A 26,463-nucleotide genomic window follows, 5' to 3' on the forward strand; every position below is an offset into this window, starting at 1 on the left:
GGGTTTCGGATCAACCGAACTCGGTTTCTTAGTGCTCTCACCCGGCAGGGACCACTTTGCCATAGCGCGGCAAGAATCGACGGAAACGAAGTGCTGCGCCCCAAGACTTATTCCGAACCAGGCAGATCCTGCCTGTACCGGGATGGGGATATTCCCGACCAGCGTTTGAACTGACGGCTGAAGTGGGCGATGTCTTTGTAACCCAGCATGACGGCGATATTTTGAATGGACAATGCCGGATTTCCGAGCAAAATTTTCGCTTCATGCAGAACCATCTCGGACAGCATGGCGCGTGGGGATTGGCCGAATACCTGCTTGAATACGCGGTTGCAATGGGACGTGCTGATCCCGAGTTCTGCTGCAATGTCGTCGATGCCATAGTGACTGGCCGATTCATGTCCCTGTTTGAACTGCTGGCTCACCAGCCCCTGCAAACGATTGCGGATCTGATGGGCAAGCTCGATCCGGTCGTAACCGTCGGCATACGTATGCGCAACCTCCTGGGAAACGGCTTCCCAGAGGTGGCCGAACAGCTCGAACACGGCCGATTGCAATTGCATGCGCTGCACCATGGTGCTGACCGACGGGGCAGTGGCCGAGTTCATCAGTTTGCGCAGCACGGGTTCGATGTTTTGGGTAACGACGCTGTCGGCGCCAAACAGGACTTGTCTGATGCGGGCAAGCAGGGAGAGGAACAGCTGATCGTCGATATCGAAATGCATGCAAAAATAGGTGAAGCCTTTTCCGTCAGGGCTATGGCTGGAATGAACGCTGCCCGGAGGGATCAGAAGCAGTTCTCCGGCTTTTTGCCTGTACAATTGACCTTCGATGACCATGTGCTGCTCGCCTTCGGTCACATAGTTAAGCTCGTATTGCGGGTGTTCATGGGCAGGATAGTCCCAATCGGAACCGACGCTGCGAAGATGGATGGCAAACAGGTTTACCGTCGTTTGCACGTCGGGATAGAACACTTCGTGCACGCTTTCCCCAAGCTGGGGAGGCAAATAGGTGGAAGACATGTGGGACCTCCTTTTTTCGGGCGCATAGCCAAGATGCAAGCTTGATTCGGCGTAACCTTCCCGCGGTGTACTGAAACATTTCTTCATGCGCCAAAGCATGTAACCGCTTTAGTACGATTATAAACCATCAGCCCGATTTGGGTAAATATCTGCTTGATTTGACCATGGTCTGGCCGGAAATGCCATGATAGGATGGGGCTATGAAAACGCATGCAAATCATTTGAGAGGGGTCGCATCCCATGAGCACATCCAAATCGATTTTCTATAATGCCCACCATGCGCCGATCGGCGCTTTTGCAAGCTTTACGCTTGGATATAAAGGAGCCAAAGGCGGTCTTGGACTCGAATTGGGCAAGCCTGCCGACGAAAACATCTACATCGGCCTTCAGGCACGGGACGGCGAACATTACGAGGCTTTGCCCTTTTTTGCAGCAACCGAAGACGAAAGTGCCCGTTATGACGTAGAAAAGCCGGATCACACTGACGCGTCGGCGGCCGAAGCGGCCAAACCGTTGGTCTCCGCGTTTCGCGACGAGGACATCAGCCGTAAACTGACGATCGGCACGGATACATGGACCGCAGGCGATCTGACTTTCCGCATTTATTCGCCGGTACGTCCGGTGCCTCACCCGGTTGAAGGGGATGAACAAGCGCTGAAAGATGCCTTGGTGCCAGCCGTGCTGGTCGAGCTTGTATTGGACAACCGCCAGGGACAGCAAACGCGCAGAGCGTTCTTCGGTTACCAGGGCAGCGATCCATATTCCGCGATGCGTATGATTGGTGGGCCAGAAGGCGGTTCCGTGACGGGCATTGGCCAAGGGCGCCATACGGCGATCCTTTCGAAGGATAGCGGACTTTGGCCCGCGCTCGGTTTTACGCTGGAGAAGATTTTGCTTGAAAAACACGTGGAAAATCTGGCCTTCGGCCTTGGCGGCACAGCCGCTTTGCTTATGGAAGTTCCCGCAGGAGAACAGCGCACGTACCGTTTTGCGGTAAGCTTCTATCGCGGAGGCATTGCTACTTCCGGCATGGACACGACCTATTGGTATACCCGGTATTTCGCAAACATCCAGGAGGCGGGAACATACGCGCTGAATCGCTTCGATGAACTGGCAGCTTCGTGCGAGGAAGCGGATCGGCGCTTGGGCGTTTCCGCATTGTCCGAGGATCAGTCGTTCATGCTGGCGCATTCCGTTCACAGTTATTATGCAAGCACGCAGCTGCTCGATGCAGATGGAGAACCGCTCTGGGTCGTCAACGAAGGCGAATATCGCATGATGAACACGCTCGATTTGACCGCGGACCAGCTGTATTTCGAGTTGGCCATGAATCCGTGGACGGTACGCAATGAACTGGAGTGGTTCGTGAAGCGGTACAGCTATACCGATGAGGTCCGATTCCCGGGAGAGGAAAAGGCGCATCCGGGAGGAATCACGTTTACGCACGACATCGGCGTAGCCAACGTATTTTCGAGACCCGGGCATTCGGCGTACGAACTGGTCGGCATCGATGACTGCTTCTCGCAGATGAGCCATGAGGAGTTGGTCAACTGGCTCTGCTGTGCGACGGTGTACATCGAGCAGACTCGGGATCGGGATTTTGTGCAGAACATGCTGCCTGTCATCCAAGACTGCTTCCAGAGCATGGTCAACCGCGATCATCCGGAGGAAAATCAACGAAACGGATTGATGGGCTTGGACAGCACCCGCACCAAAGGCGGGGCAGAGATTACGACCTACGACAGCCTGGACGTGTCGCTGGGACAATCCCGAAACAACATCTATCTGGCGGGCAAATGCTGGGCGGTATATGTAGCGCTCGAGAAGTTGTTCGCTGCGGAAAAGCTGAACGACTTGTCGTACCAAGCAGGTCGTCAAGCCGATCGCTGCGCGGCCAGCATCGCGGCGCAATTGACGGATGGCGGCTACATTCCGGCCGTCATTGCGGAAAATAACGATTCGCGCATCATTCCGGCGATCGAAGGGCTCGTATTCCCGTATTTCACAGGCTGCGAGGGCGCATTGGACGCAAACGGCCGCTTCGGCGCTTATTTGCAGGCGCTGCGTACGCACCTGAAGACAGTTCTCGTTCCAGGCACCTGCCTGTTCGCGGACGGCGGCTGGAAGCTGTCCTCGACGAGCAACAATTCGTGGCTGAGCAAAATCTACCTTTCCCAGTTCATCGCCAGAGAGCTGCTGGGCGTGGAGTGGGACGAAACAGGAAAAGCGGCGGATGCCGCACATGTCGATTGGCTGCTGCATCCGGCAGAATCCTATTGGTGCTGGAGCGATCAGATTCTGTCCGGCGTAGCGGTCGGCAGCAAATATTACCCGCGCGGCGTAACATCGATACTATGGCTGCTCGAAGGCAAGGGCAACCGACTGACACAGATCTATGCAACCAAGGAGGCGGCACAATGAGTTCAATCGTACAATCCGGGCTGGCCGGACCGCAATATGACGCTTGGCTGGGATATCTCGCAGGAGTCCCGGGAAAAAACGGGGCTGGATCGGCCAAGGCACCGCTCTGGGCTCGCCAGGTGATTACTGAAGAAGCTCATCCGGTTGTCAAAACAGCTGCTGCAGAGCTGACGATCGGACTGGAAAAGCTGTATGGCAGCAAACCTGAAACGACGGCTGCCGGAGATGTTCACGCATCAGCGGCAGGGATATGGATCGGTACATGGGCGGGCAGCGCAACCCTTCGGAATACGTTTACCGATGCCGAGCGCGCTTCGGTTCATGGCGAAGGTTACGTCATTCGCGAAGATGCGGACCGCGGACATCTTTACATCGGTTCGGAAACTCCCCAAGGCGTTTTGTACGGTTCATTCCATGTATTAAGAGAGCTTGTGCTTCGCATAGGGCGTCCGGATGGGGCCTCCGCGGAGGCGTTCGGCCAGATTGCCGAGCAGCCGCGCAACCTGCTGCGCATGCTCAACCAGTGGGATAACGTGGACGGAAGCATAGAGCGAGGGTATGCAGGCAGGTCTATCTTCTATGAAAACGGGGAGATCGTATCCGACACCGCTCGGATTCGCGATTATGCACGTCTTCTTGCATCGACAGGGCTGAACGCGATCGCGATCAATAACGTCAACGTGCACCAAAGGGAAAGCCTGTTCCTGACGGAACCATTCCTTGGTGACGTGGCACGGGTAGCCGCGGAATTCAGGGATTACGGAATCAAGCTGTTCCTGAGCGCCAATTATGCAAGCCCCATCGAGATCGGCGGACTGCATACGGCAGATCCGCTCGATGAAGAAGTGCGGGAGTGGTGGAAATCGCAGACCGCCAAGGTCTATGCGGCCATTCCGGACTTCGGCGGATACCTGATCAAGGCGGATTCCGAAAACCGTCCTGGACCTTTCACGTATAACCGTGATCATGCCGACGGGGCCAACATGCTGGCCGAAGCGCTTCAGCCGTTCGGGGGGATCGTGATCTGGCGCTGCTTCGTGTACAACTGCAAACAGGACTGGAGAGACCGTTCGACCGACCGCGCGCGTGCAGCATACGATCATTTCAAACCGCTCGACGGACGGTTTGCCGACAACGTCGTTTTGCAGATCAAAAACGGCCCGATGGACTTTCAGGTCCGCGAACCGGTATCGCCGTTGTTCGGGGCGATGGAGCATACAAATCAGGTGCTTGAATTCCAAATTACGCAGGAATATACGGGCCAGCAGCGTCACCTCTGTTATTTGATCCCGCAATGGAAAGAAGTTCTGGATTTTGACACACATGCCAAAGGCGAGGGTTCGCAAGTGAAACGCATCGCCGACGGTTCGTTGTATGGCAGGTCCCTAAACGGCTTTGCGGCGGTTTCCAATATCGGCGCGGATGCTTGCTGGACGGGACATCCGTTGGCCCAGGCCAATTTGTACGGGTATGGACGTCTCGCATGGAACCCGGAATTGTCCGCCGAACAGATTGCGGACGAATGGGTGAGGCTGACGTTCGGCAGCGACGACGAAATCGTAACTATCATTACAGGCATGCTGCTCCGTTCGCTGGACATCTATGAAAGCTACACCGCACCCCTTGGCGTAGGCTGGATGGTTAATCCGGAACACCATTACGGTCCGAACGTAGACGGTTACGAGTATTCCAAATGGGGCACATATCATTTCGCGGATTGCCATGGCATCGGCGTGGATCGGACGGCGAAAAGCGGTACGGGTTATGCTTCGCAGTACCATGCCGCGAATGCGGACAGATACGAATCGCTGGAAACCTGCCCGGACGAACTGCTGCTCTTTTTCCACCATGTTCCTTACACGCATGTGCTGCACTCCGGCAAAACGGTTATACAGCATATTTACGACACCCATTTCGACGGGGCCGATCAGGCAGCGGCATTGTTGAACGATTGGAAGCGGCTTGAGGGCAAGATCGATCCGACCATATTCAACAAAGTGGCTGCGCTGCAGGAAGGCCAGGCCGAACATGCAAAGGAATGGCGCGACATGATCAATACGTACTTCTACCGCAAAAGCGGGATCGAGGATCGATGGGGAAGAACTATATATTAATGAAGAAAAGGCAGAAGGAGGAGTACCATGCGACATCAAGAGATTCCCGAAACGATGAAAGCCGCGGTCATGACAGAGCCGGGTTCGATCCGCATCGAGGAGCAGCCGGTGCCTGAACCGGCACCCGACGAAGTGCTTGTCAAAGTAATGGCAGTGGGCGTGTGCGGTTCAGACGTGCATTACTTCGAGCATGGGCGAATCGGCAGGTTCGTCGTTGAAAAGCCGATCATTCTGGGACATGAATGCGCGGGCATCATCGCCGCCGTCGGCGCAGACGTTACGCGACTGAAAGAAGGAGATCGGGTAGCCATCGAGCCGGGCGTCACATGTGGACGTTGTCCAGCGTGCAAAGAGGGGCGCTACAATCTCTGCCCGGATGTGCAATTTCTGGCGACGCCGCCGGTGGATGGCGCATTCGTGCAGTACATGACGATTCGGGAGGACATGGTGTTCCCGATCCCGGATCACCTCAGCTTCGAGGAAGCCGCCATGAACGAGCCGTTTTCCGTCGGCATTCATGCGGCCCGCCGCAGCAAGCTGGCTCCGGGAACGACGCTGGCCATCATGGGCATGGGCCCTGTCGGCCTGATGGCCGTGGCTGCAGCGAAATCCTTCGGCGTGGACCGCATTATCGTGACGGATCTGGAAGAGGTGCGTTTGGAGGCTGCCCTCCGTCTCGGAGCGACGCATGCCATCAATGTTCGTAAGGAGGATGCGGTTCAAGCCATTCGTGAATTGACGAACGGGATCGGCGTGGATACCGCTTGGGAGACGGCAGGCAACCCGAAAGCGCTGCAAACCGCCTTGTACTCGCTTCGCCGCGGAGGCAAACTTGCGATCGTCGGGCTGCCCGCCCAGGACGAGATCGCGTTGAACGTGCCGTTCATTGCGGATAACGAGGTGGACCTCTACGGCATTTTCCGTTATGCCAACACGTATCCGGCCGGAATCGAGTTCCTTGCTTCGGGACAGCACGACGTGATGTCGCTCATTACGGACAGGTACGACCTTGAAGAGACGCAGCAAGCGATGGAGCGGGCGCTGCACAACAAGAGCGGCAGCCTGAAAGTCATGGTATATCCAAACGGTCGATAAAGAGATGAAGGAAGCCCTGTATCCGGGGCTTCTTTTGCATTTCATGAGTCTATCAGCAGTTGGAGCTGGCCGTTGTTATGGTTTTTTCGATGGCCATTGCGGGCTTTTTTTCCGGCAAGGATTAGACAACCTGTCATATCGTGGTATAATGCTGAAAGAATTCAATATGCAACGATAGGCATACAATGGATTATCGCAACTTTTGCTGAAAGGAACTGAGCGTCGTGAGAACACATGAATTTACGATTCACTCCGATTTTGACCGGGATGACCTGATCGCGGTTTCATCTCAAGCATCGCGTTTTGCCTCGGACATCTCCTTGTCATTCGTAACCACTGATCACGAGCATCGGGTGGATGTCAAAAGCTTGCTCGGCATGGCCATGCTTCCGATTCGTCACGGCAGCGTGGTCCGATTGCAGACCAGAGGGCGAGACGAGCTGGAGGCGCTGGAATACATCCTGGACGTATTGGAGAAGGGCCACTCATAGACTGGACTCACTGCAGAGCTTGCAACCAGCATGCATCAAATTCCAGATATTGTTGATTTTTGATGCAAAATGGAGTATAATCGAATTTGGTCAATTCAAGGGAACACTTACTCATATCACAAGGAGTGAAGATAGATATGCCAAAAGCAGATATCCATCCAAAAACGCAGATCGTTATTTTCTATGACGCCAGTGCCGATTACAAGTTCCTCAGTTCTTCCACCAAACATTCGAACGAAACGATGGAATGGGAGGACGGAAACACGTATCCCGTCATTCGCGTGGACACCAGTTCCGCATCACACCCGTTCTTTACAGGCAAACAAAGAGTGGTTGACGTGGGCGGTCGCGTGGATCGCTTCAACCGTAAATACAATCTCAAAAACTAAACGTTGTTGGACGTTCATACGGAAGCCTTGGGCACTGCCCCAGGCTTTTTTGTTGCTTGAATGGGAATAAGTGGAAAATAGATGTAAATATAAAGATTGCGCTTACACACTGTTCGGAGGTACTATTAAGTAGATCGTTATATATACATTGGAGGAGGAGTTTAGAGATGAGCATCACGCATATGGTAACGTTTTCGTTGTACGCAGGCAAGGGGACGGCTGAGGCAGAAGCCTTCTTGCAGGAAAGCAAAAATGTGCTCGAGGTCATTCCGGGTGTGGAGCAATTTCAGGTATTGAAGCAAATTAGCGCCAAAAACGAATTCGACTACGGATTCTCCATGGTATTCGCCGATCAGGCTGCTTACGACAGCTATAATGATCATCCAGCGCATCGCAAATATGTGGAAGAGCGTTGGCTGAAGGAAGTCAGTCGTTTCCAGGAAATCGATCTGATTCAACATCAATAATAGCGGTTTGCAGCAATCATTTATTTCTAAAACGAAACCGTTTTCTATATAGTGCCCTTTACTGTGGGTGTTTTGAACTCGGATCCAGAAACAATATGACGTGAAAAAGGAGGTGCTGCAATGCGTTTGGATCTTACGGGCAAAATCGCGCTTGTCACAGGCTCCACCGGTCAGTTGGGACGTGTTATTGCACGTACACTGGCTGATTGCGGCGCGGATATCGCGCTTCATTACATAAACAATCAGGCCCAGGCCGAAGAACTGCGGCAGCAGATCGAGGCCGCCGGCCGCAAAGCCTTAACCGTGCAAGGGGATATCACGAAAGAAGAAACGTCCCTTCGGATTCGCGATGAGATCCTGGCGGGTTTGGGCCCGGTCGATATCGTCGTTGCCAATGCGGTGATTCAGTATGCGTGGACGACGGTGCTTGAACAATCTCCGCAGGATTACATGAGTCAGTTCGAGTCTTGCGTAATGCAGAGCGTGTACTTGGCCAAAGCGTTCATTCCGCACATGAAGGAAGCCGGGAGCGGACGTTTCATCGGTATCAACACGGAATGCGCCATGCAAAATTTTGCCACGCAGTCCGCATACACTGCAGGCAAACGCGGCATGGATGGTCTGTATCGCGTGCTTGCGCGCGAAGTGGGGGAGCATCAGATTACGGTCAATCAAGTCGCTCCGGGATGGACCATCAGCGATCGCGACCGCGCCGCAGAACCTGGTTACGATCAGGCTTACGCCGATCAGGTTCCCTTGAAACGCAGAGGTGAGGATCAGGAAATTGCCAATGCCGTCGCTTTCTTGGCTTCCGATCTGTCTTCGTTCATTACCGGGGCGTACATCCCGGTGAGCGGCGGCAATGTCATGCCAGCCATTTAATGGCGAAGTTTGTGTTTGATTTGAAATATGTTCATCATGGTGCGCTGCCCGTGTGGGCAACTGTTCCATATATGTATCCGCATATGTATCCGCCTGTCTCTGCGACAGGCGGATTTTGGCGTCATCTGGTTCGGGTTGAATGATTTCGGGTATGCGAATAGGTATATCGGCGAGGTGGAAGCATAACTCATATTCAGCGAATAAAGGAGATTGTCCATGAAGAAGACAGTAGCGGATGTTGTCATTAAAGCCTTGCTAAACGCAGGCGTTAAACGTATTTATGGTATTGTTGGAGACTCGTTGAACGCGATCCTCGATTCCATTCGCCGTTCGGGTGAAATCGAATGGATCCACGTGCGTCACGAGGAAGTCGCGGCGTTTGCCGCCGGAGCGGATGCGGCCGTTGCCGGGAGCATTGCCGTTTGCGCCGGAAGCAGCGGCCCGGGGAATATGCATTTAATTAACGGTTTGTACGACTGCCACCGGAATCGCGTTCCCGTTCTGGCCATTGCGGCACATATTCCGAGCGACGAGATTGGAAGCGAATATTTTCAATCCACGCATCCGGAATATTTGTTTCAGGAATGCAGCCATTATTGCGAGGTCGTCACCACGGCCAAGCAGATGCCGCGTTCGATTACGATGGCCATGCAGACCGCGGTGGCGCGTTCGGGCGTTTCGGTTATTGTGTTGCCGGGCGATGTTGCTGCTCTGGAGGCGGCCAATCTTCCCGTACCCGAGCATGTATTCCAAACCCCCAAGCCCGTCGTTCACCCTTCCGTTCCCGAACTGCAAAAACTTGCAGAGTACTTGAATAGCGACCGAAAGATAACGCTACTCTGCGGGGCCGGATGCGCTGGTGCACATGAGCAGCTGATGCAGCTTTGCGACAGGTTGAAATCGCCGATGGTCATCGCGCTCCGGGGCAAGGAGCATCTGGAGTATGACAATCCGTATTCAGTGGGATTGACCGGATTGATCGGATATTCATCCGGATATCATGCGATGATGGATTGCGATATATTGCTGATGTTGGGCACAGATTTCCCGTATCGGCAGTTTTATCCCGAGGAGGCCATCGTTCTGCAGGTGGACATTCAAGCTTCGCACCTTGGCCGAAGAACCAAGCTGGATTATGGGGTGTGCGGGGACGTGAAGGCTACCATCGAAGCATTGCTGCCCTATTTGACACAAGAGCACAGCGACAAACATCTGCGCAAAAGTGTGGAACATTTCGAAAAGGTGCGTAAAGACTTGGATGAGTTGGCCGTGGGCAAACCCGGCAAAAAGCCGATCCATCCGCAATACCTTACGCAAGCGATCAGCGACGCAGCCGCGGAGAATGCCATTTTTACGTGCGACGTAGGCACGCCTACCGTATGGGCGGCACGTTACTTGAAAATGAGCCAAAATCGCCGTCTGCTCGGCTCGTTCAATCATGGCACGATGGCCAACGCACTGCCTCAGGGCATTGGGGCGCAAGTAGCCGATCCTGGCCGGCAGGTCATTTCTTTGTCCGGCGACGGCGGATTAGCCATGCTGATGGGTGACCTGCTTACCCTGAAACAGCACAATCTGCCGGTGAAGGTTGTGGTTTACAATAATGGAGCGCTTAGTTTCGTCGAACTTGAAATGAAGGCGGCCGGTTTTTTGGAATCAGGCACCGAGCTCGTCAATCCCAACTTTGCGACGGTGGCGGAAGCTATGGGCATCAAAGGCATTCGGGTAGAAGATCCGGCCGATGTCGAAGGAGCGATCCAGCAGGCACTGCAGCATGACGGCCCTGTCCTGATCGACGCAGTCGTCAACCGGCAGGAACTGTCCTTGCCACCAAAAATCAGCATCAAACAAGCGGAAGGCTTCACGCTGTGGATGATGAAGGCTGTACTTAACGGGCGTGGGGATGAGCTGATCGAGCTGGCCAAAACGAATTTGCTGCGCTAACGGCTTGGAGGGAAATTCCAGGCGTTATGCTGTGCAGCATCAACCTATCGGATGCGTAGGGAGAGCGGGTTCAAAACATGTCCTTTTTTGGACGCTCTCTTCTTCGCACCATTTTTATATACTTATGAAACGATATTATATGTACCAATATAAATATAATTTGATTTTTTTGTCGTAAGTCATTTACAATAAGTAAGTCAGGAAGGATACTTTTTCATCTTACATAGGTTATGTTTGAGCACTGCTTCAAATCGACTTAACCATCCGATGACGAAAAACGTACAGACATGGAGGAGATCAACATGAGTCACACCGGAAAAGTAGCTATCATTACTGGAGCAGGAAGCGGTTTGGGACAAGCTGCCGCGTTGAAGCTGGCGGAAAAGGGAGCATCCATCGTTGTCGTTGATCTCGTAGAAGAGACAGGTCGGGAAACGGTTAAACAAATCAAGGAACTTGGCGGAAAAGCCATTTTCGTTCAGGCAGACGTGAGCAAGGCTGCGGACGTGGAAAACTACGTAAAAAAAACGATCGATGAGTTCGGACGCATCGACATGTTCTTTAACAATGCCGGAATCGCGGGCCCAGGCGTCAAATTGATCGAGCACACGATTGAACAGTTTGACAAAATCATCGACATTAACTTGAGAAGCGTATTTTACGGATTGAAATATGTCATTACCGAAATGCTCAAAACGGGCGGCGGTTCGATCGTCAACACCGCCTCAACGGCAGGCGTAGTCGGCGTACCCGCCGTGGCTCCTTATGCGGCGACGAAACATGGCGTGGTTGGTCTGACACGTACGGCGGCTATCGAATACGGCAAAGATCAAATTCGCGTAAACGCCATCGCGCCGGGAACGATCGAAACGCCAATGGTTGTGCAATTCGGCAAGGACAACCCGGAGGTGTTCAAGGCTACCGTTGACAGCATCCCTTCGGGACGTCTCGGCAAGCCGGAAGAAATCGCGAACCTGGTTGCTTTCCTGCTTGGAGACGAAGCTCCGTACATCAACGGTGCTGTATATCCCATTGATGGTGCCGTAACGGCACAATAATGGATGAACAAAGAAAGAGAGGCGCTGTATGTGACAGAGCCTCTCTTTTTCTTATCACCAAGTGATTATTGTTCCTTATGCGGCACTTGAAGCATTTGAAGTTACTTTCCTGTGTGCGGATCGATAGGAGACCCCAACCACCACAAAAGCAATGGCGACTCCGGCTGCACCGATCCAGGTGATGGACGATAACGATATGGCGCTGACGGCAATCCCCCCAATACCGGCACCTGCAGCCATGGAGAGCTGCATAACGGAGCTGTTCAGACTGAGCATGATGCTGGAGGATTCAGGAGCCATAGTAACGAGATGATATTGTTGAGTCGGACCGGACGACCAGGCCGCAAAAGACCACAAAATAAGTACAGCTACGATGGCGAATGAAGAGTGGGATGTCCAGTTTAACATCGCAAGGCTAAACACATGAAGAGCCATTCCCACAAGCAGCGTGCGTTTTACGCCTTGACGGTCTGCACTGTAACCTCCTGCCTTCGAGCCGATCAGACTTGCAATGCCGAAGGCAAGCAAGGTGGTGCTTAACACGGCTTCACTCATGCCGGAGATTTCGATCAGATACGGCGAAATGTACGTATAGGTGATCGAATAACCGCCCAGCCAGAAAAAGGTCACAAGCAGGGCCAAGCCGATTCGGGGCTGCTTCAAGAGGGACAACTGTTTTTTCAATGGAACATGAGCTTCGGCTTCCAATGGCGGAATGGTTGATGCAATGACCAGCATGGATAATAGGCCAAGGAACGCAATCCCTGCAAAAACGAGTTTCCAATCCCATGAGGCGGCAACGAGCCTTCCCAAAGGCACGCCCACGATCAGGGAAGCGGTGAAGCCGGTAATGACCGTAGCAATGGCACTGGCCTGTTTACCCTCAGGGGCGATTTTGGAAGCGACGGTTAGCGCGGTAACGACAACCACTCCGGCGCCAAGCGCCATCAGAATACGGGCAGCAATAAACCATTCGTATCCTGGCAGCAGGAAGGCTAGCACATTGGCGATGACGAAAAGACCGAGGAAATAAAGCAGCAATTTTCGCCGATCGAAGCGGGAAGTCAGGGCGATGATCACTGGAGTACCGAGGGCGTAAACGAGTGAAAATACGGTAATCAGCTGACCGGCAGCAATCAGTGAGATGTGCATCGTGGCGGCGATGCGATCCAGAATGCCGGCAATGATATACTCGGAAGTGCCGACAAGAAAACTGACCAAAGCGAGAACAACGATTTTCAGCTGTTTAGACATCAAGATCAACCTCTTTCGATAATAGTTTTTTTGATATTATTAGAAATATAGAAATAAAGACAAAGAAAAACCGTTATACCATCCATTGAATGCATTGAGTGAGCTAACATGCTGATGTTCATCCGAACAGCCCTATTTTCGATATTTCTAGTTTTATAGAAATAACGATCAAAATTTTTAGCTGTTTAACAGATAGGGAGCATACCGCTGTACGGTGTCTGTATTCAGGCTGTAGTAGATATAGGTTCCTTTTTTTTGGGATGTAAGCAAGCCGCAATCGGACAGCTGCTTCAAATGGTGAGACAAGGTGGAAAGGGCCACCGTTACAAGGCGGTTCTCCAGATCGGCAGGACAAAGATTGCTTTCACCGGACAAGATCTGAACGATTTTGTACCGTGTTTGCTCACCCAACGCTTTATGAATTTTCACGGCTTGTTCCATATCAATCGGGTTATTCACCATTATGGTTAGTCCCTTCATCTTTATTTCTTATTTCTAGGAATATAGAAATAAGATAGCATGGATCGAGGAAAATGTAAACTCCCTGCTGAAAATTCGTCTTAGACAGCAAGGATGCATGCCAAGAGCGTAAGGATTTCCGCAGGGAGTAGGGGTGATACTTTTTAGTTTCGTTCAAGAGCTTCAACAACATCCTTGGCATCCTTGAGCGACAGCCTTCTTGCCTCGCGCAATTCCTTGATAGCCCTGTTGTGTTGCCAGCGCGAATAAGTTCGATCAGCCTGTGCTCCAGCGCTTGTTGATCCACAGACAACGCTGCCGGCTCCGGGTTTGTTGTTGAAAGATCGGTTTCTGCTTCTAGCTTAGTTGAATAGGGAGGGCCTTTACCCCTCTTACAATCAGACCTGCCCGCCATTCCAGCGAATCCACGTCGGATGCAAGACGCATGTGCGGAAATCGTTTCAACAAGGTTGCAATGGCGATTTCCCCTTCCAGGCGGGCGAGCGGCGCTCCGAGACAAAGGTGAATGCCTGTTCCGAAAGCCAAATGCGGGCTCTTCTCGCGCGTGATATCGAACAGGTCTGCATCGCTGAAGCGTGCTTCGTCCCGGTTGGCCGAATCCAGCGCAACGATGACAATCTCTCCTTTGGCAATATGTTGTCCGCGAAATTCAATATCTTCCAAGGCCCAACGCGTTGTGCTGAATTCCACGGGGCCATTATAACGCAGCATTTCTTCGACGGCTTGATGGATCAACTCCGGCTGCTTGACCAACAGATTGCGCTGCTCCGGATGTTCCAGCAAAGCAAGAACGCCGTTGCCGATCAGGTTTACGGTGGTTTCGTGACCGGCAATGATGAGCAGGGCGACAACGCCAAGCAGCTCTTCTTCGGACAGTTTCTCGCCCGCTTCCTCTGCCGCTACAAGCTGGCTGATCAGATCCTTTCCTGGCTCCTTCCGTACTTTGGCGAACCATTCGGTCAAATAAGCCCTGAATGCCTCGCTATGCTCCTGAAACGTATCCGCATGCTCGGCGCTGTTTGCATCAATGATGGCATTGGACCAGACCCGGAATTTGTCCTGATCCTCCAAGGGTACGCCCAAAATTTCACTAATGACGATAATCGGCAGCGGGAATGCATATTCGTCGATCAAGTCCACGCGTTCCGTGGATGACAGATTGTTGAGCAAGTCGTCGGCAATGTCCTGGATGTGATCGCGCATGTCCGCAATGAGTTTAGGCGTAAATGCCTTTTGCACGAGTCCTCGCAGGCGTCGATGGTCGGGCGGGTCGGCGAACAGCATGTTATTCGTCATCATGGTTGCGTGTTCCGCCCCGTATCGTTTGACCACGTCCTTGCTGAATCGCGGATCTTTAAGCACTTGTACCGCATCTTCATATTGCGTGATAAGCCAGACGTATTGCCCATCGGGGAACAAGATGCGAAAAACGGGTTCCTGTTGTCTCATTTTTGCATAAACGGGATACGGATTCCGGGTGAATTCGGGCGTGAAGAAATCGGAATAATTCGAACCAGGCTGATTGCTCAAATGAATATCCCCTCTCTTTGCTCGTTTGGATACAACTCTATTTTTCCAGATGCTTGGGCAATATGCAAATGTTGCTACGAATGATCCCGGATTGGTCTGGACAGGGACAATTCTGTTACGTATTTATACGCGGATCTGTGTCCAAGGGCTTAGTATAGATGCTGATAAGAAGGACATTTCAACCATTTTTGGCGTTTATGCCTGTAGGCTGAAAAGGAGTATGTTAATATAACATCAATAAGAACATACGATCTGTTATGTGAGAGGAGAAAGCTTCACGATGGAAATGATTAAACCACCGGCCGAGACATTGTACGAGGAGCAGCTGCGTGCACTGCGGGAAGAAGACAAGGGCAAGCGGCCTCCAAATTGGCTGTTATCGCCTGTGCATGTGCGGGACTTCATCATTGGGCGCGACGAGCCGGCGGTGCTGGACGGCAAGCAGGTGCCGATTACGCGAAAATTTTACGGCAACGACGTGCTGATCGAGCGGGCCGTGGTGACGCTGGCGGGAAACCGGGGGCTTATGCTGGTCGGAGAACCGGGAACGGCCAAAACGATGCTGAGCGAGCTGTTGACCGCAGCCATTTCAGGCACCAGCCTGAACACCATTCAAGGTACGGCCGGCACGACGGAGGACATGATCAAGTACTCGTGGAACTACGCGATGCTGCTTGATAAAGGACCTTCGGAAGCCGCGCTCGTGCCATCCCCGTTGTATAACGGAATGAAAAAAGGCATTCTGACCCGTTTCGAGGAAATTACGCGTTGTCCTTCGGAAGCGCAGGATAGCCTGATCAGCATACTCAGCGACAAGGTCATGAGCATCCCCGAACTGGATGGCGGAGTATTGTTCGCCAAACCGGGCTTCAACGTGATCGCCACCGCGAACATCCGGGACAAAGGCGTTAACGAAATGAGCGGCGCGTTGAAGCGCCGATTCAACTTTGAAACGATCAAGCCGATCAACAGCGTGAAGATGGAAGCCAAAATCATCGAATCCCAGGCACGCAGCTTACTGAAGCATAGCGGCATCGAGGCTGAAATCAATACCGACGTGGTGGAACTGCTCGCGACGACCTTCATGGAGCTTCGCACGGGCATGAGCCGCGAAGGGTACAAGCTGGACACGCCGCAGGCTTCCATGAGCACGGCCGAAGCGGTATCCGTTTATGTGCAGAGCGCGATGACATCCCATTATTATGAAGGGAAGGACATTGCGCTCGACCGGCTGGTGCAAAACATGCTGGGTACGATCGCCAAGGAAAACGACAAGGACTTGTCCGTGCTCAAAACGTATTTTTCCAAGGTGGTCAAGGAGCGTTCCAAGGATGAAGGCATTTGGAAGCAGTATTATGAGGAGAAAAAATGGATCGGGTAAACGCCGCGTCCGGCTTGGACATGGATGAGCTGCTGCGTCTGTTTGAGACCAGCGTGTTCAATACGGACGGCGGAACCTTGTATTTTCCAGTGAGGCATCACAGTCCTGCTTGTTCCTACCATTTATTGAAGCTGATTGATCTGTATAAGCCGGATATGATCCTGATCGAAGGCCCGGAAAGCGGAAACCCGCTGCTTGGCGTCCTGGCAGACGAAGCAACAGTTCCTCCGGTCAGCCTGTATTATACGTACGAAAATGAAGACGGCAGAGATGCTTGCTATTATCCCATGCTGCGTTATTCTCCGGAGTACGTGGCCATCAGGGAGGCAGCCAGGCGCGGCATCCCGGCCCGTTTCATCGATCTGGACTACCACCACCTGGCCGGAACACAAACATCGGAGCGAAGGGAAGTCTCGGGCCAGGATGAAACATTGCTCGCCGGATCGGAGTTCATTCAGCGCTTGTGTCAAAAGGCGAATTGCCGCAGCTTTGACGAGCTTTGGGAGAAAGTGTTCGAGATCGGCGGTTTGGCCAAAACGACGCGCGAATTTGTGCTGGACGTATTTACGTACTGCACATGTTCTAGAATGTGCTATACGCCGAGCCAGCTGCTGGCATCCGGCGATTTGGCAAGGGAAGCCCGGATGCGCGAGCACATCGCGGAAGCCGCCGGCGCATATGAACGTGTGCTGGTGATTACGGGAGGATTTCATACCTATGGCTTGCTTATAGAGACGGCAACCGCACCGGGCGGCGGAGCATCACATCAAGATACGTTACCTCAGACAGCTCCCGTATCGCATCAGATTTACCCAATGGTTTATACCTATGCAGAGGCGGATCGGTTGAACGGTTATGCCAGCGGCATGCCTTTCGTCAGCTATTATGAATGGATCTGGGAACATTTGCAGCGAAAGAAAAACCGCCCATACGAACGAGTCGCCGTCGATTTGCTGGCCAAACTGACGCGCAAACTGCGGAGTCGCGATGAACATGTGTCCACAAGCGACGCCATTGAAGCGTATCGCATGATTCAGGACCTGGCGGCGCTGCGAGGCAAAACGGAAGGCGGGGTCTATGAGCTCATGGACGCGGCGTTGTCCGCCTTTATCAAGGGCGAGCTTACGCTCGCGACGGAACAGCCTATGAAAGAACTGCAGCAATTGCTGACCGGAGATGCCATCGGCACCGTGGCACCGAATCCTTTCAGCGTTCCAATCGTTGAAGACTTTAAAACATGGTGCAAAGAGTTAAAACTCCAGATCGGAACGACGGGTCAGCATAAAAAGGTGTTGGATCTGTATGCGAAAAAGGAACATCGCCGATTAAGCCAGCTCTTTCAATGCGTTACATACTTGGTGCCGCAGTTCGCGGAGCGGCAATCCGGTCCGGATTGGGTAGCCCGGCGCGATATGAACCTGGTTCGTGAAACGTGGGTCTATGCGTATTCATCACGCGTTGAAGCCCGTTTGATTGAAAGCTCGCTGTATGGAGGCACCCTTCGCGAGGCGGCAGCCCGCAAAATGGAAGAAGAGATGCAGGGTATTCCCGATCATCACAGCGGAGAGCTTGCCCAGCGCATGCTGCGTGCCCTGTTGATGGGGCTGCAGGATACCGCCGAACGGTTATACAGTCAGGTACGCGCCGCTTTGCGCAAAGACGGCCATTTCCTTTCTTTATGCGACAGCCTGCACACGCTGAACCGGATTCGTCAGCATCGCCACTTGCTCGGAATTGCAAATGATGACGGGCTGCGATTGCTGGTGGTGGAGGCATATCGAAATGCGGTGGACAAGCTGCCGCAGCTAGCCCATACGAACCAGGACGAGCACGCTGCCATCATTCAGGGATTGAAGCTGTTATCGATGCTGGCGGACTCGGCCGAACAGCCATTCGAGGACGAAACGTTCCGTTCCTACTTGAACGATCTGCTTATGGATCAGGGACTTCCCCCTCAATTGGAAGGGGTCTGCGTTGCCATATCCTCCGGGCTCGGCGACAGGCCAAAGCAGGAAATTGCCCAGCGCGCTCGGTCTTATATTCGCGGTACACCGGAGCAAATGCTGCAAACCGCGCTGTATTTGCAAGGTGTTTTTGCGATTTCGCGCGATGCATTCCTGTATGAAGATGAGCTGTTGCAGGAATTGAACTATTTGGTGGCGCAGCTGCCTACGGAGGATTTTATCGGCATGGTTCCCGAATTGCGCCTGGCCTTTACGTTTTTTACGCCGATGGAAGTTGCGTTGATTGCGGAACGGGTAGCCGGCCTCTTCCAAGTTCAGGTGGACGATCTTTCCCTTCCCGCTATGGACGAAAGAGTGCTGGTACAGGCAAAGGCTTGGGATGAAGCCATCCGAAAGGAGTTTGAGGCATGGAAACTGATCTGAATATGCATGAAGCCGCTGGCGAGTCGGCGAAACGCAGTTCATCGGAAGCGCTCAATCGCTGGCGATTGATCCTCGGAGAATCGGCGAGCGAAGGTTTATGCCAGGCTGACGGGTTTGACGAGCAGCATTTCCAATATAACGAAGTGGATGAAATACTGGACTATTTATACAGCCGCGAATACGGGGAAGATCAGGGCTATCGGCAAGAAGGGGGCCGAGGTCCTTCCAATCTGACGGTACCCAAATGGCTGCATAAGGTTCGGAAGCTGTTTCCGAGACAGACGGTCGAGATTTTGGAAAAACAGGCATTGGACCGTTACGGACTCACCGAACTGTTGACGGACAAAAAATTGCTTGAGTCGCTTGAACCCAATATGGGCTTGCTCAAAAACATTATGCAGTTCAAAGGCCGCATGAAGGGCGAGGTGTTGAAAAGCGCCAAAGAGATCGTGCGGCAAGTCGTGGAAGACTTGCGCAGAAAACTGGAGTCGCAAACGCGCGCCAGCATTATGGGCAAACGCTCGCGATATGCACATAGCCCGGTTCGCTCGCTGCGTAACCTGAACTTCAAGCGAACGGTGACCAAAAACCTGAAAAACGTCGATCGCGTCAATCGCAGGTTCATCATCGACAGGCTGTATTTCGACGGCAATATTCAACCGCACAATAAGTGGAACGTGATCATCGGCGTGGACGAAAGCGGCAGCATGCTGGACTCGGTAATCTACAGTTCAGTGATGGCGAGCATTTTTTACCGGCTCAATGCGCTGCGCACCAAACTGTTCATTTTTGATACCCAAGTTGTTGATCTCAGCGACCGGCTCGACGATCCGGTGGATCTGTTAATGAACGTGCAGCTTGGCGGGGGCACGCATATTGCCAAAGCACTGCGTTATGGTGAAACGTTGATCGATAACCCCGGAAAAACGATTTACATCCTCGTCAGCGATCTGGAGGAAGGTTATCCGATCCAGCACATGTATAAAGCTTGCAAAGATATTCTGGATTCGGGCTGCAAGCTGCTGGTGCTGACGGCGCTTGATTTCAACGGAGATTCCGTCTACAACAAACATGCCGCACAGACACTCGCCAATATGGGAGCGCACGTTGCCGCCATTACGCCAAACGAGCTGGCAGATTGGATCGGAGAGATCATCAGCTGAAAGGACGCAATTTTTGTATAAATTTGTTTGGATGAACCAGAGCTACACATTTTAAAGGAGGCATGTATGATGTTAACCGCAGATCGTGCATTGGAGGCCTTGATCGAAAAATTCGCCACCGAGTGTTCGCGGGAATACTCGATACAAACGGACCGAAGCGGCTCCATCTATGACTATATTATGGGCAATACCGACGAATTTCCGGATATGTTGGGCAAATCGAGCCACTATGCCTATTACAGCATGGAAACGCTCATGAAAATTGGTAAAAAGGATGCGGGAGACGTGTTTTTCCGTGCCGGCTCCATTCTCATTCATCTGGAGTCCCGATACTCCCGAAATTCGTGGAGACAGGATGCCTTTTCCGTTTGTCTTGGCGACGATGCCAACGCGTACGGATTGGGAGGCAAGACCAAAGGCAAAGATCGGATGGGGCCTGTTATTGCCCGTCTGGACAAAATTCGTGCATTTGCGGGCGAGAGCGAAATCGTGGATGAGTTGAAAAGCAGGCTGGGAGCGATCCAGACCCATCTGAAACAAAAAAAAGCCCATCGATCCAACAGCTGTTATGACATCGTAAACGCGCTTCTTTTGCTCCGTGCCTATGCCGGTCTGCATGGCGATGCACAGCACGGCGCACAGGTTCAGCTGTTCCATCAAGGTTTGCCGGAACTGTTCCAAGCGGTCATCGCGGGAAATGTTTCTGAGCTTCGTACGCTTTTGCACCGGATGTGCGAACCGCTCGTGGTCGGCTACATGCAGACGAAGGACAATCGATCATGGCATGAGCTGGATCATGGATACCTTGAATCCAAACGTAAACAAATCGTCGATGAAAAGTATGCGGATACGGTTTTGCGGGAAAAAGATCGGGTATCTGCCGGCGATTTCCATTCCACGATGCTGCTGATCAGCAGCGCTTTGTTATACGTGATCAACATCCAAGGGGGAAAGAACGCATTTCTAGAGCATCAAGACGAGCTGAGCCTCGTTTTGCTTGAGTCAATGCGAGAACTGCACGAAATCTATCCTTTGGAGGTGCGTCAATACCTGCTCGCGATGGATTACCGCGCGAAAAACGTGGATGAGCTGCTGAGCGGATTGGTCCCGACGGACGAGCCTTATCAGCTGATCGAGCAGCTGCGCACGGATCTGTACAGTTATTTTGTGCCGTGGCAGTCGCTGGAAGCCGCCGTGTTGGCCGACACTGAGCGGGCAAAGCGCACGTATGCGCTCTCGCGCTCTGCTTATTTCAAATTATATATTCACTACGTGCTTGAAAAGCATGATATTTCGCTACCGTCCGGATCGGGAACGATCGAAGAAGCCGTCTTCGCCGCACTGGCCCATCCAACGGACGGAGGCCGGCACGGTCTGAACATGTCCCGTTATTTGAAAGGGGAAACCTCGCTCGAGGATTATTGGAAAGACAACTTGAATCGCGGGTTGTTCACCCATTTGAATCGGGATGCCAAACGTATTGCCAACCTGATTGCAATTACGTTCCTGCCGGTACGTTCCGAAGCGATGCGGAGGTTTGCCATCCTGATTTCCCGTCCCCAAACCGGGACGTTGGAGGCTTTGTCCGATCTCTACTCCTCCTATGCGTTCAGTGGAGAGAAGCTGCTTGATGCGTACAGCAACGATCCGGACGTGGACGATGAAAACCTGCTTTCGAGTTTGCTTCAATTGAACGGCATTCGTGAATACAGCTACCGATCGATGCCTCAGGATGAATATACCCGGATCATCGGAAACCATCTGGATGCTGCCTTCAAACAGTACAAAAACCTGCCTGCAGAGACGCGCCAGCTTGCGCTGGAAATTGCGTTTGCGGAAGATCAAGAGCTTTCGGTCGAGCAGTTGTCGCAGGCGCTTCGGTTGGGACTGCAGGATTCGTCCAAAAAAGCCAATGCGCTCGCCACGTCACGCTTCAACCGCATGCCGGATGCGGAGCTGTACATTCACATCTATCGTGCGGAGAAAAAGGCCGGCATCAAGGAAATGGTGTTGAACGCCATTCGCGGGCTGCCTGATCCCAAAACGGCCTATCAAACGCTTCTACAAAGCGAGAAATCGGCAGAGTGGAAAGCATTGATTCAAATTCTGCTGGATACCGCCGATTTGAGTCCGGTACACGCCCATGCCGCACTGGCAGATCAAGCCGATGCCAAAAAAGTATCCCGTTTGAACTGGCTGTCGTTGAAGGATCTGCCTGATCTTATGGATCACGAAGGAACGCCGCTCGATGAACGAATCAAAAAATATGTACTGCTTCAGTCCATGGACTATACGGCCGCCCCGAATGAAAGCTTGAATGAAGTACGTACCTATGCCACCGAGGAATCGCTCTCCCGTTTCGCCGTTGAATTGCTGCAGCTTTGGATTCAGGAAGGGGCGCCTGCCAAAGAGAAATGGGTAATGTATCTGTCCGTGCTGTTCGGCGATTTGCAGCTCGTTGCCATTTTCAAGCGTCAAATCAAGGAATGGACCGAGTCGAGCCGGGGAGCGATTGCCGCCGATGCGGTCAGAGTATTGGCTTATTTGAAGGCTCCTGCCGCTCTAATGGCGATCGATTCGATCAAACGTACGGTGAAAAATCGCCAGGTCAAGGGATCCGCTGAGGAGGCGTTGCTGCTGGCCGCCGAAAATATGGGACTGACGACGGAGCAGCTGGAGGATCGGCTGGTTACTTCACTCGGTTTTGACGAAAAAGGGACGCAGCGGCTCAGTTATGGCGAACGCAGCTTCTTGATCAAGGTGAACAGCGATTTGCAGCTTGCGGTATGGAACGAAGAAACCGGAAAATCGGTCAAATCGCTGCCCGCGCCTGCGCAAAAAGACGATCCGGAACTTGCGGCCAAGGCGAAAGCCAGCTTTGCCCAATTGAAGAAAGACCTTAAAGCCATGGTCACCATACAGTCTCAACGTTTGGAGGAATCGTTGTCCAAGCAGCGTCTGTGGACGGCGGAGGAGTGGAAAAACCTGTTCGTCGATAACGTGATCATGCAAAAGTTTGCGGTAGGCTTAATTTGGGGCGTGTATGAGGACAATGAACTTGCAGCAACCTTCCGCTATATGGAAGACGGCACGTTTAATACGGTGGATGAAGACGAATATGAATTGGACCCTGCCTTCATGGTTGGTCTGGTTCATCCGCTTGAATTGGAGGCATCCGACATTGCCGCATGGAAGACGCAGCTGGAGGATTACGAGATCAGCCAGCCGTTCGCCCAGCTTGAACGCGAGATTCATGTTGTGGACGAGGAAGATCAGGCGAAGAGCGAATATGATCGTCTGCCGGAGTCAGACCTTTCACCAACGGCGTTTCCGAAAACTTTGGAGAAATACGGCTGGATCAAGGGGCCTGCCATGGATGGCGGCTGGTTTAACGAATTTTACAAAGAATACGGCGAGCTTGTTGCAGAGCTGCGATTCAGCGGTACAAGCATTACGTATTATGAAGGAATGGAAGACATTACGCTCGAATCCCTGATTTTCTTTAACCCAGGGAACCAGAAACAATATTATTACAGCGACCACAAAGCGATTTCTCTGGGCAAGGTCCCGGGGCGCGTGTTTAGTGAAACGTTGTATGACATCTTGAGAGCATCGGGGCGCTGATTACGTGACGTCATTTGAACGGAAATTTCAGGCATTCGTCGAGCTGTGTACCGAAGATTATTTGATCCGCCATGCCAATAAAGGATTGTACAAGCGTTCCTTGAAGGACATTGCCCAAGGCGTGAGCGTGCAGTACGAATGGGGAGAGACAGCCGTAACGTGCCATCTGGGCGACGGCATCACGTGCACCTTGGAAAGCACCTTGGATCACTGGAACTGCTCATGCCCTTCGGATCATTTGTGCAAACATGTGCTCATCTCCATTTTGTATTACCAACAGACGCATGCCGCAGCCGAGGTGCCTGCCGAAAAAGCACATGACGTTAATGCGGAACAGGCCTTCACGGAGGTGGAATCCGGATCGGTGACGACGCATGTGGCAGCTGGCGAGGATGATCGAGAGAACGCTGCTGCCCCGGAAGCCCGGTCGCGATCCCGGTTCGAATGGATGCTGCACGCCGACTTGCTTGCATTGATCCGATCGTACAGTGCCTCTGCCCTGGAAGAAGTCATGTTCCGCCTGAGTTATCCCGAAGACATTGAAATCAGTCATGACTCCTTGCTCACGGTACGGCTTGTCCGGCAGAACATCGAAGTCTCCTTCACGGAAGAGCCTGGTTTAAGCAAAGCGCTATGCAAGGTGAAACAGGCTGCCGGGAATATGGCCAAACTGGAAGCATTGCTTCGTTATCGGAAGAAGCACGGACTTCACGATGCGGACACGCTTGGCGGAAAGGCATATGAAGCTAAATTCTCGCTGGAGACGGTCAAAGAGTGTCGTCGCATGTTAGCTGAAATGTTACGGGTAGGGTTAGCCCGCTTGCCTGAATCGTACATGGCCCAGCTCGAAACGTTGGCGATCACAGCCCACAGCGGCAATCTGCCGGATATCGAACGCAGTTTGCGAGGAATCCAGGGGGAACTTCAGCTTTTTCTGACCAGGCATATTCGTTTCTCCATGCCAACCATGCTTGATCGGGTCACGAAGCTATACCTTGCTCTGCAGGTATTGGAACAGAAGCAGGTATCCACCATGCAGCAAAGCCAGCTGATCGGCAGCTTTCGCAGCAAGTATTATACAGTCCCTGATCTGCATCTATATGGACTTGGGGCAGATGCTTGGGAGACGCAGTCGGGTTATCGGGGGATCACGTACTATTTTTACGGGCTGCAGGACCAGCAAATGTATACCTTCAGCGACGTTCGCGCCGTATATTACGAGCAACAGCAATTCCAGTTCGACGATCATTACCGTTCGACGATTCCGTGGCTGCCCAACGTAAGCTACCGACAATTTGCAGGCGAAGAGCTGTGTTTCCACGGGATTAAGGTCAACGAAGATCGCAGACTCTCATCCGGAGAGGGAGCCAAGCTGAAACTGTTGACACGCAGGCCGGTAGAAGACATGGATTTTGGCCCCTTTACACAAGAGTTTTCTGCCCTTTCGAATAGTGGAGGGCCAAGATCGTGTCAACTGTTCTCCATGCCTCAGGAGCAGCTTGCTCTGGTAAAAGCCACCCGTGTTTTCGATCAAGCCTATGATAAACAGAAGCAAGAGCTGACGCTTACGGTAGAGAGCGACACCGGAGAACTGCTCGATCTGTCGTTTCCTTACGACAAGGATTGGAGCACGATGATCCAGCGTCTGGAGTCGGGGCACGGCATCGCCAAGCTGGAACATTTCCTCGTATTTATGCGTGTCGAGGCCGGACGCTTGCGTCCCATCAGTTTTCTGAAAGGGCAGCAGGTGATCAACCTGAAGCTGGATGCCGGTTATGGAAGGATGGGACGGTTTGCAAGAATATAATGCCATATTGGAACGAATCCAAAGCTGGGGTGAAGAAATGCTGCTGCGGGGACTGACCCAATTCAGCATGAAGGATGTTGACGTACTGGAAGCGATTCTTGAACAGGTAAAGCGCTTTGAGGCGTCTTTCCTGCAAGAGTTAGTAGGTCACCTCGTGGATCAGGGGAGGAAAATGGCGCTGGGTGATGGCGATGAGGTTCAGCTCCTGGATCTGTATTGCCGCATCACCCAATATGTGAGACTTGGATTGCAGGAGCCATCCTCGTACAAATAGGTAGGATCAAAGATTTGCAGGGGATGACTCCTCTGTAAATCTTTTTTTGTTGGCATTAAGTAAATTCGAGGTTTCATTCGTATATAAAGTGAATTCGGTTTGAGCATTTAACCCTATAAGAAAGGAGGTTCACGATGTCAGATCAGAACATACGGGATGCTATCGTCAGGCGTGACGCAAATGTGATGGAAAGTCTGATGAACCAATACGCCGGTCTGCTGTGGAACGTGGTACGGTCCATTTTGCGGTTAGCACCTGAAGAAGAAGTGGAGGAGTGTGTGGCAGACACCTTTTTTGCGTTTTGGCAAAACCCGGATGCATATGACCCCGAGAGAAGTTCATTGAAAAATTACTTGGCGATGGTGGCCAAACGCAAAGCGATTGACCGTTATCGTAAGTTGGTACGGGCCAAAGAGGCCAAATACGAGGAACAAATTCATTTTCAGTCCAGCCCGGACGTGCTTACTCAAGTCATCCGTCAAGAAAATCGGGAAGAACTGGAACAAATGATAGACCTTTTTCCGGAACCCGACCGGGAAATTATGAAACGCCGATTATATGACGATCAGAAGCCCGGCGAAATATCGGAATCCATGTCTTTGCAGCTTAGACAGGTACATAACAAGCTATACCGTTCCAAACAGCGACTCCGCACTTGGTGGGAAAATCGAAAATAAAGGAGG

At 52.4% G+C, this 26,463-nt stretch carries 20 protein-coding genes; 16 read left to right on the forward strand and 4 right to left on the reverse strand.

From position 1 onward, the window contains the following. Window positions 1-107 precede the first annotated feature (107 nt). On the reverse strand, window positions 108-1,019 hold the full coding sequence (locus SNR34_RS16095) for a helix-turn-helix domain-containing protein (RefSeq protein ID WP_486179581.1): 912 nt from the start codon (window positions 1,017-1,019) through the stop codon (window positions 108-110). A gap of 240 nt (window positions 1,020-1,259) precedes the next feature. Here SNR34_RS16095 and SNR34_RS16100 point away from each other — a divergent pair, with 240 nt between their 5' ends. From SNR34_RS16100 to SNR34_RS16140, 9 genes are all read left to right on the forward strand, one after another. After that, the gene (locus SNR34_RS16100) at window positions 1,260-3,440 is read left to right on the forward strand and encodes a glycoside hydrolase family 52 protein (RefSeq protein WP_486179582.1); all 2,181 of its coding nucleotides are present in this window, start codon (window positions 1,260-1,262) and stop codon (window positions 3,438-3,440) included. Beyond that, window positions 3,437-5,554 carry an alpha-glucuronidase family glycosyl hydrolase gene (locus SNR34_RS16105; RefSeq protein ID WP_486179583.1) on the forward strand — a complete coding sequence of 706 codons (2,118 nt, stop codon included), beginning with the start codon at window positions 3,437-3,439 and terminating at the stop codon, window positions 5,552-5,554. The genes SNR34_RS16100 and SNR34_RS16105 overlap by 4 nt, the downstream gene beginning before the upstream one ends. A 27-nt stretch (window positions 5,555-5,581) precedes the next feature. Continuing rightward, window positions 5,582-6,649: an NAD(P)-dependent alcohol dehydrogenase gene (locus SNR34_RS16110; RefSeq protein WP_486179584.1), complete on the forward strand. Its 1,068-nt coding sequence runs from the start codon at window positions 5,582-5,584 to the stop codon at window positions 6,647-6,649. A gap of 224 nt (window positions 6,650-6,873) precedes the next feature. Next, window positions 6,874-7,140, forward strand: coding sequence for an HPr family phosphocarrier protein (locus SNR34_RS16115; protein WP_236414277.1), 267 nt, complete (start codon window positions 6,874-6,876; stop codon window positions 7,138-7,140). Window positions 7,141-7,277: 137 nt separating this feature from the next. Further along, window positions 7,278-7,529, forward strand: coding sequence for a type B 50S ribosomal protein L31 (locus tag SNR34_RS16120; protein ID WP_236414278.1), 252 nt, complete (start codon window positions 7,278-7,280; stop codon window positions 7,527-7,529). 167 nt (window positions 7,530-7,696) lie between these two features. After that, window positions 7,697-7,996: a Dabb family protein gene (locus SNR34_RS16125; RefSeq protein ID WP_236414279.1), complete on the forward strand. Its 300-nt coding sequence runs from the start codon at window positions 7,697-7,699 to the stop codon at window positions 7,994-7,996. A 120-nt stretch (window positions 7,997-8,116) separates the two neighbouring features. Further along, window positions 8,117-8,878, forward strand: a complete 762-nt coding sequence (locus tag SNR34_RS16130; RefSeq protein WP_236414280.1) for an SDR family NAD(P)-dependent oxidoreductase — start codon at window positions 8,117-8,119, stop codon at window positions 8,876-8,878. 216 nt (window positions 8,879-9,094) lie between these two features. Continuing rightward, window positions 9,095-10,822 carry a ubiquinone-dependent pyruvate dehydrogenase gene (gene poxB / locus SNR34_RS16135; RefSeq protein ID WP_236414281.1) on the forward strand — a complete coding sequence of 576 codons (1,728 nt, stop codon included), beginning with the start codon at window positions 9,095-9,097 and terminating at the stop codon, window positions 10,820-10,822. A 302-nt stretch (window positions 10,823-11,124) separates the two neighbouring features. Further along, complete coding sequence (locus SNR34_RS16140; RefSeq protein WP_486179585.1) at window positions 11,125-11,880, forward strand: SDR family NAD(P)-dependent oxidoreductase; 756 nt, start codon at window positions 11,125-11,127, stop codon at window positions 11,878-11,880. Window positions 11,881-11,955: 75 nt separating this feature from the next. Here the strand turns inward: SNR34_RS16140 and SNR34_RS16145 are convergent, their stop codons facing one another. The 3 genes from SNR34_RS16145 to SNR34_RS16155 all read right to left on the reverse strand — a co-directional run bounded on the left by SNR34_RS16145 (window position 11,956) and on the right by SNR34_RS16155 (window position 15,144). Further along, window positions 11,956-13,134, reverse strand: a complete 1,179-nt coding sequence (locus SNR34_RS16145) for an MFS transporter (protein WP_236414283.1) — start codon at window positions 13,132-13,134, stop codon at window positions 11,956-11,958. A gap of 177 nt (window positions 13,135-13,311) precedes the next feature. Then, complete coding sequence (locus tag SNR34_RS16150; protein ID WP_236414284.1) at window positions 13,312-13,596, reverse strand: ArsR/SmtB family transcription factor; 285 nt, start codon at window positions 13,594-13,596, stop codon at window positions 13,312-13,314. Between the two features lie 354 nt (window positions 13,597-13,950). Next, complete coding sequence (locus SNR34_RS16155; protein ID WP_486179586.1) at window positions 13,951-15,144, reverse strand: cytochrome P450 family protein; 1,194 nt, start codon at window positions 15,142-15,144, stop codon at window positions 13,951-13,953. A 280-nt stretch (window positions 15,145-15,424) separates the two neighbouring features. Between SNR34_RS16155 and SNR34_RS16160 the strand changes: the two genes are divergently transcribed. The 7 genes from SNR34_RS16160 (at window position 15,425) to SNR34_RS16190 (ending at window position 26,457) form a co-directional block, all read left to right on the forward strand. Further along, entirely contained in the window at window positions 15,425-16,525 is a 1,101-nt protein-coding gene (locus SNR34_RS16160; RefSeq protein WP_486179587.1) for an ATP-binding protein, read from the forward strand. Continuing rightward, window positions 16,513-18,912: a DUF5682 family protein gene (locus SNR34_RS16165; RefSeq protein ID WP_486179588.1), complete on the forward strand. Its 2,400-nt coding sequence runs from the start codon at window positions 16,513-16,515 to the stop codon at window positions 18,910-18,912. The genes SNR34_RS16160 and SNR34_RS16165 overlap by 13 nt, the downstream gene beginning before the upstream one ends. Next, a complete protein-coding gene (locus SNR34_RS16170; protein ID WP_486179589.1) occupies window positions 18,897-20,075 on the forward strand; it encodes a VWA domain-containing protein in 1,179 nt (392 codons plus the stop codon). The genes SNR34_RS16165 and SNR34_RS16170 overlap by 16 nt, the downstream gene beginning before the upstream one ends. Before the next feature lie 69 nt (window positions 20,076-20,144). Beyond that, a complete protein-coding gene (locus SNR34_RS16175) occupies window positions 20,145-23,699 on the forward strand; it encodes a DUF4132 domain-containing protein (RefSeq protein ID WP_486179590.1) in 3,555 nt (1,184 codons plus the stop codon). A 4-nt stretch (window positions 23,700-23,703) separates the two neighbouring features. Next, a complete protein-coding gene (locus tag SNR34_RS16180) occupies window positions 23,704-25,506 on the forward strand; it encodes a hypothetical protein (RefSeq protein WP_486179591.1) in 1,803 nt (600 codons plus the stop codon). Then, window positions 25,475-25,780 (forward strand): hypothetical protein, encoded by a 306-nt coding sequence (locus tag SNR34_RS16185; protein ID WP_486179592.1) that lies wholly within the window; start codon window positions 25,475-25,477, stop codon window positions 25,778-25,780. Before SNR34_RS16180 ends, SNR34_RS16185 begins: the two co-directional genes overlap by 32 nt. Before the next feature lie 134 nt (window positions 25,781-25,914). After that, on the forward strand, window positions 25,915-26,457 hold the full coding sequence (locus SNR34_RS16190) for a sigma-70 family RNA polymerase sigma factor (RefSeq protein ID WP_486179593.1): 543 nt from the start codon (window positions 25,915-25,917) through the stop codon (window positions 26,455-26,457). The last annotated feature ends 6 nt before the right edge of the window (window positions 26,458-26,463 follow it).

Source organism: Paenibacillus sp. XP01, assembly GCF_057364885.1.

Excerpts from the sequence above, each read along its gene's own strand:
- SNR34_RS16095 (WP_486179581.1), bottom strand. The coding sequence starts at position 1,019 with ATGTCTTCCACCTATTTGCCTCCCCAGCTTGGGGAAAGCGTGCACGAA.
- SNR34_RS16140 (WP_486179585.1), top strand. The coding sequence starts at position 11,125 with ATGAGTCACACCGGAAAAGTAGCTATCATTACTGGAGCAGGAAGCGGT.
- SNR34_RS16110 (WP_486179584.1), top strand. The coding sequence starts at position 5,582 with ATGCGACATCAAGAGATTCCCGAAACGATGAAAGCCGCGGTCATGACA.
- SNR34_RS16130 (WP_236414280.1), top strand. The coding sequence starts at position 8,117 with ATGCGTTTGGATCTTACGGGCAAAATCGCGCTTGTCACAGGCTCCACC.
- SNR34_RS16125 (WP_236414279.1), top strand. The coding sequence starts at position 7,697 with ATGAGCATCACGCATATGGTAACGTTTTCGTTGTACGCAGGCAAGGGG.
- SNR34_RS16185 (WP_486179592.1), top strand. The coding sequence starts at position 25,475 with ATGGAAGGATGGGACGGTTTGCAAGAATATAATGCCATATTGGAACGA.
- SNR34_RS16175 (WP_486179590.1), top strand. The coding sequence starts at position 20,145 with ATGTTAACCGCAGATCGTGCATTGGAGGCCTTGATCGAAAAATTCGCC.
- SNR34_RS16145 (WP_236414283.1), bottom strand. The coding sequence starts at position 13,134 with ATGTCTAAACAGCTGAAAATCGTTGTTCTCGCTTTGGTCAGTTTTCTT.
- SNR34_RS16170 (WP_486179589.1), top strand. The coding sequence starts at position 18,897 with ATGGAAACTGATCTGAATATGCATGAAGCCGCTGGCGAGTCGGCGAAA.
- SNR34_RS16105 (WP_486179583.1), top strand. The coding sequence starts at position 3,437 with ATGAGTTCAATCGTACAATCCGGGCTGGCCGGACCGCAATATGACGCT.
- poxB (WP_236414281.1), top strand. The coding sequence starts at position 9,095 with ATGAAGAAGACAGTAGCGGATGTTGTCATTAAAGCCTTGCTAAACGCA.
- SNR34_RS16160 (WP_486179587.1), top strand. The coding sequence starts at position 15,425 with ATGGAAATGATTAAACCACCGGCCGAGACATTGTACGAGGAGCAGCTG.
- SNR34_RS16190 (WP_486179593.1), top strand. The coding sequence starts at position 25,915 with ATGTCAGATCAGAACATACGGGATGCTATCGTCAGGCGTGACGCAAAT.
- SNR34_RS16165 (WP_486179588.1), top strand. The coding sequence starts at position 16,513 with ATGGATCGGGTAAACGCCGCGTCCGGCTTGGACATGGATGAGCTGCTG.
- SNR34_RS16100 (WP_486179582.1), top strand. The coding sequence starts at position 1,260 with ATGAGCACATCCAAATCGATTTTCTATAATGCCCACCATGCGCCGATC.
- SNR34_RS16150 (WP_236414284.1), bottom strand. The coding sequence starts at position 13,596 with ATGGTGAATAACCCGATTGATATGGAACAAGCCGTGAAAATTCATAAA.
- SNR34_RS16120 (WP_236414278.1), top strand. The coding sequence starts at position 7,278 with ATGCCAAAAGCAGATATCCATCCAAAAACGCAGATCGTTATTTTCTAT.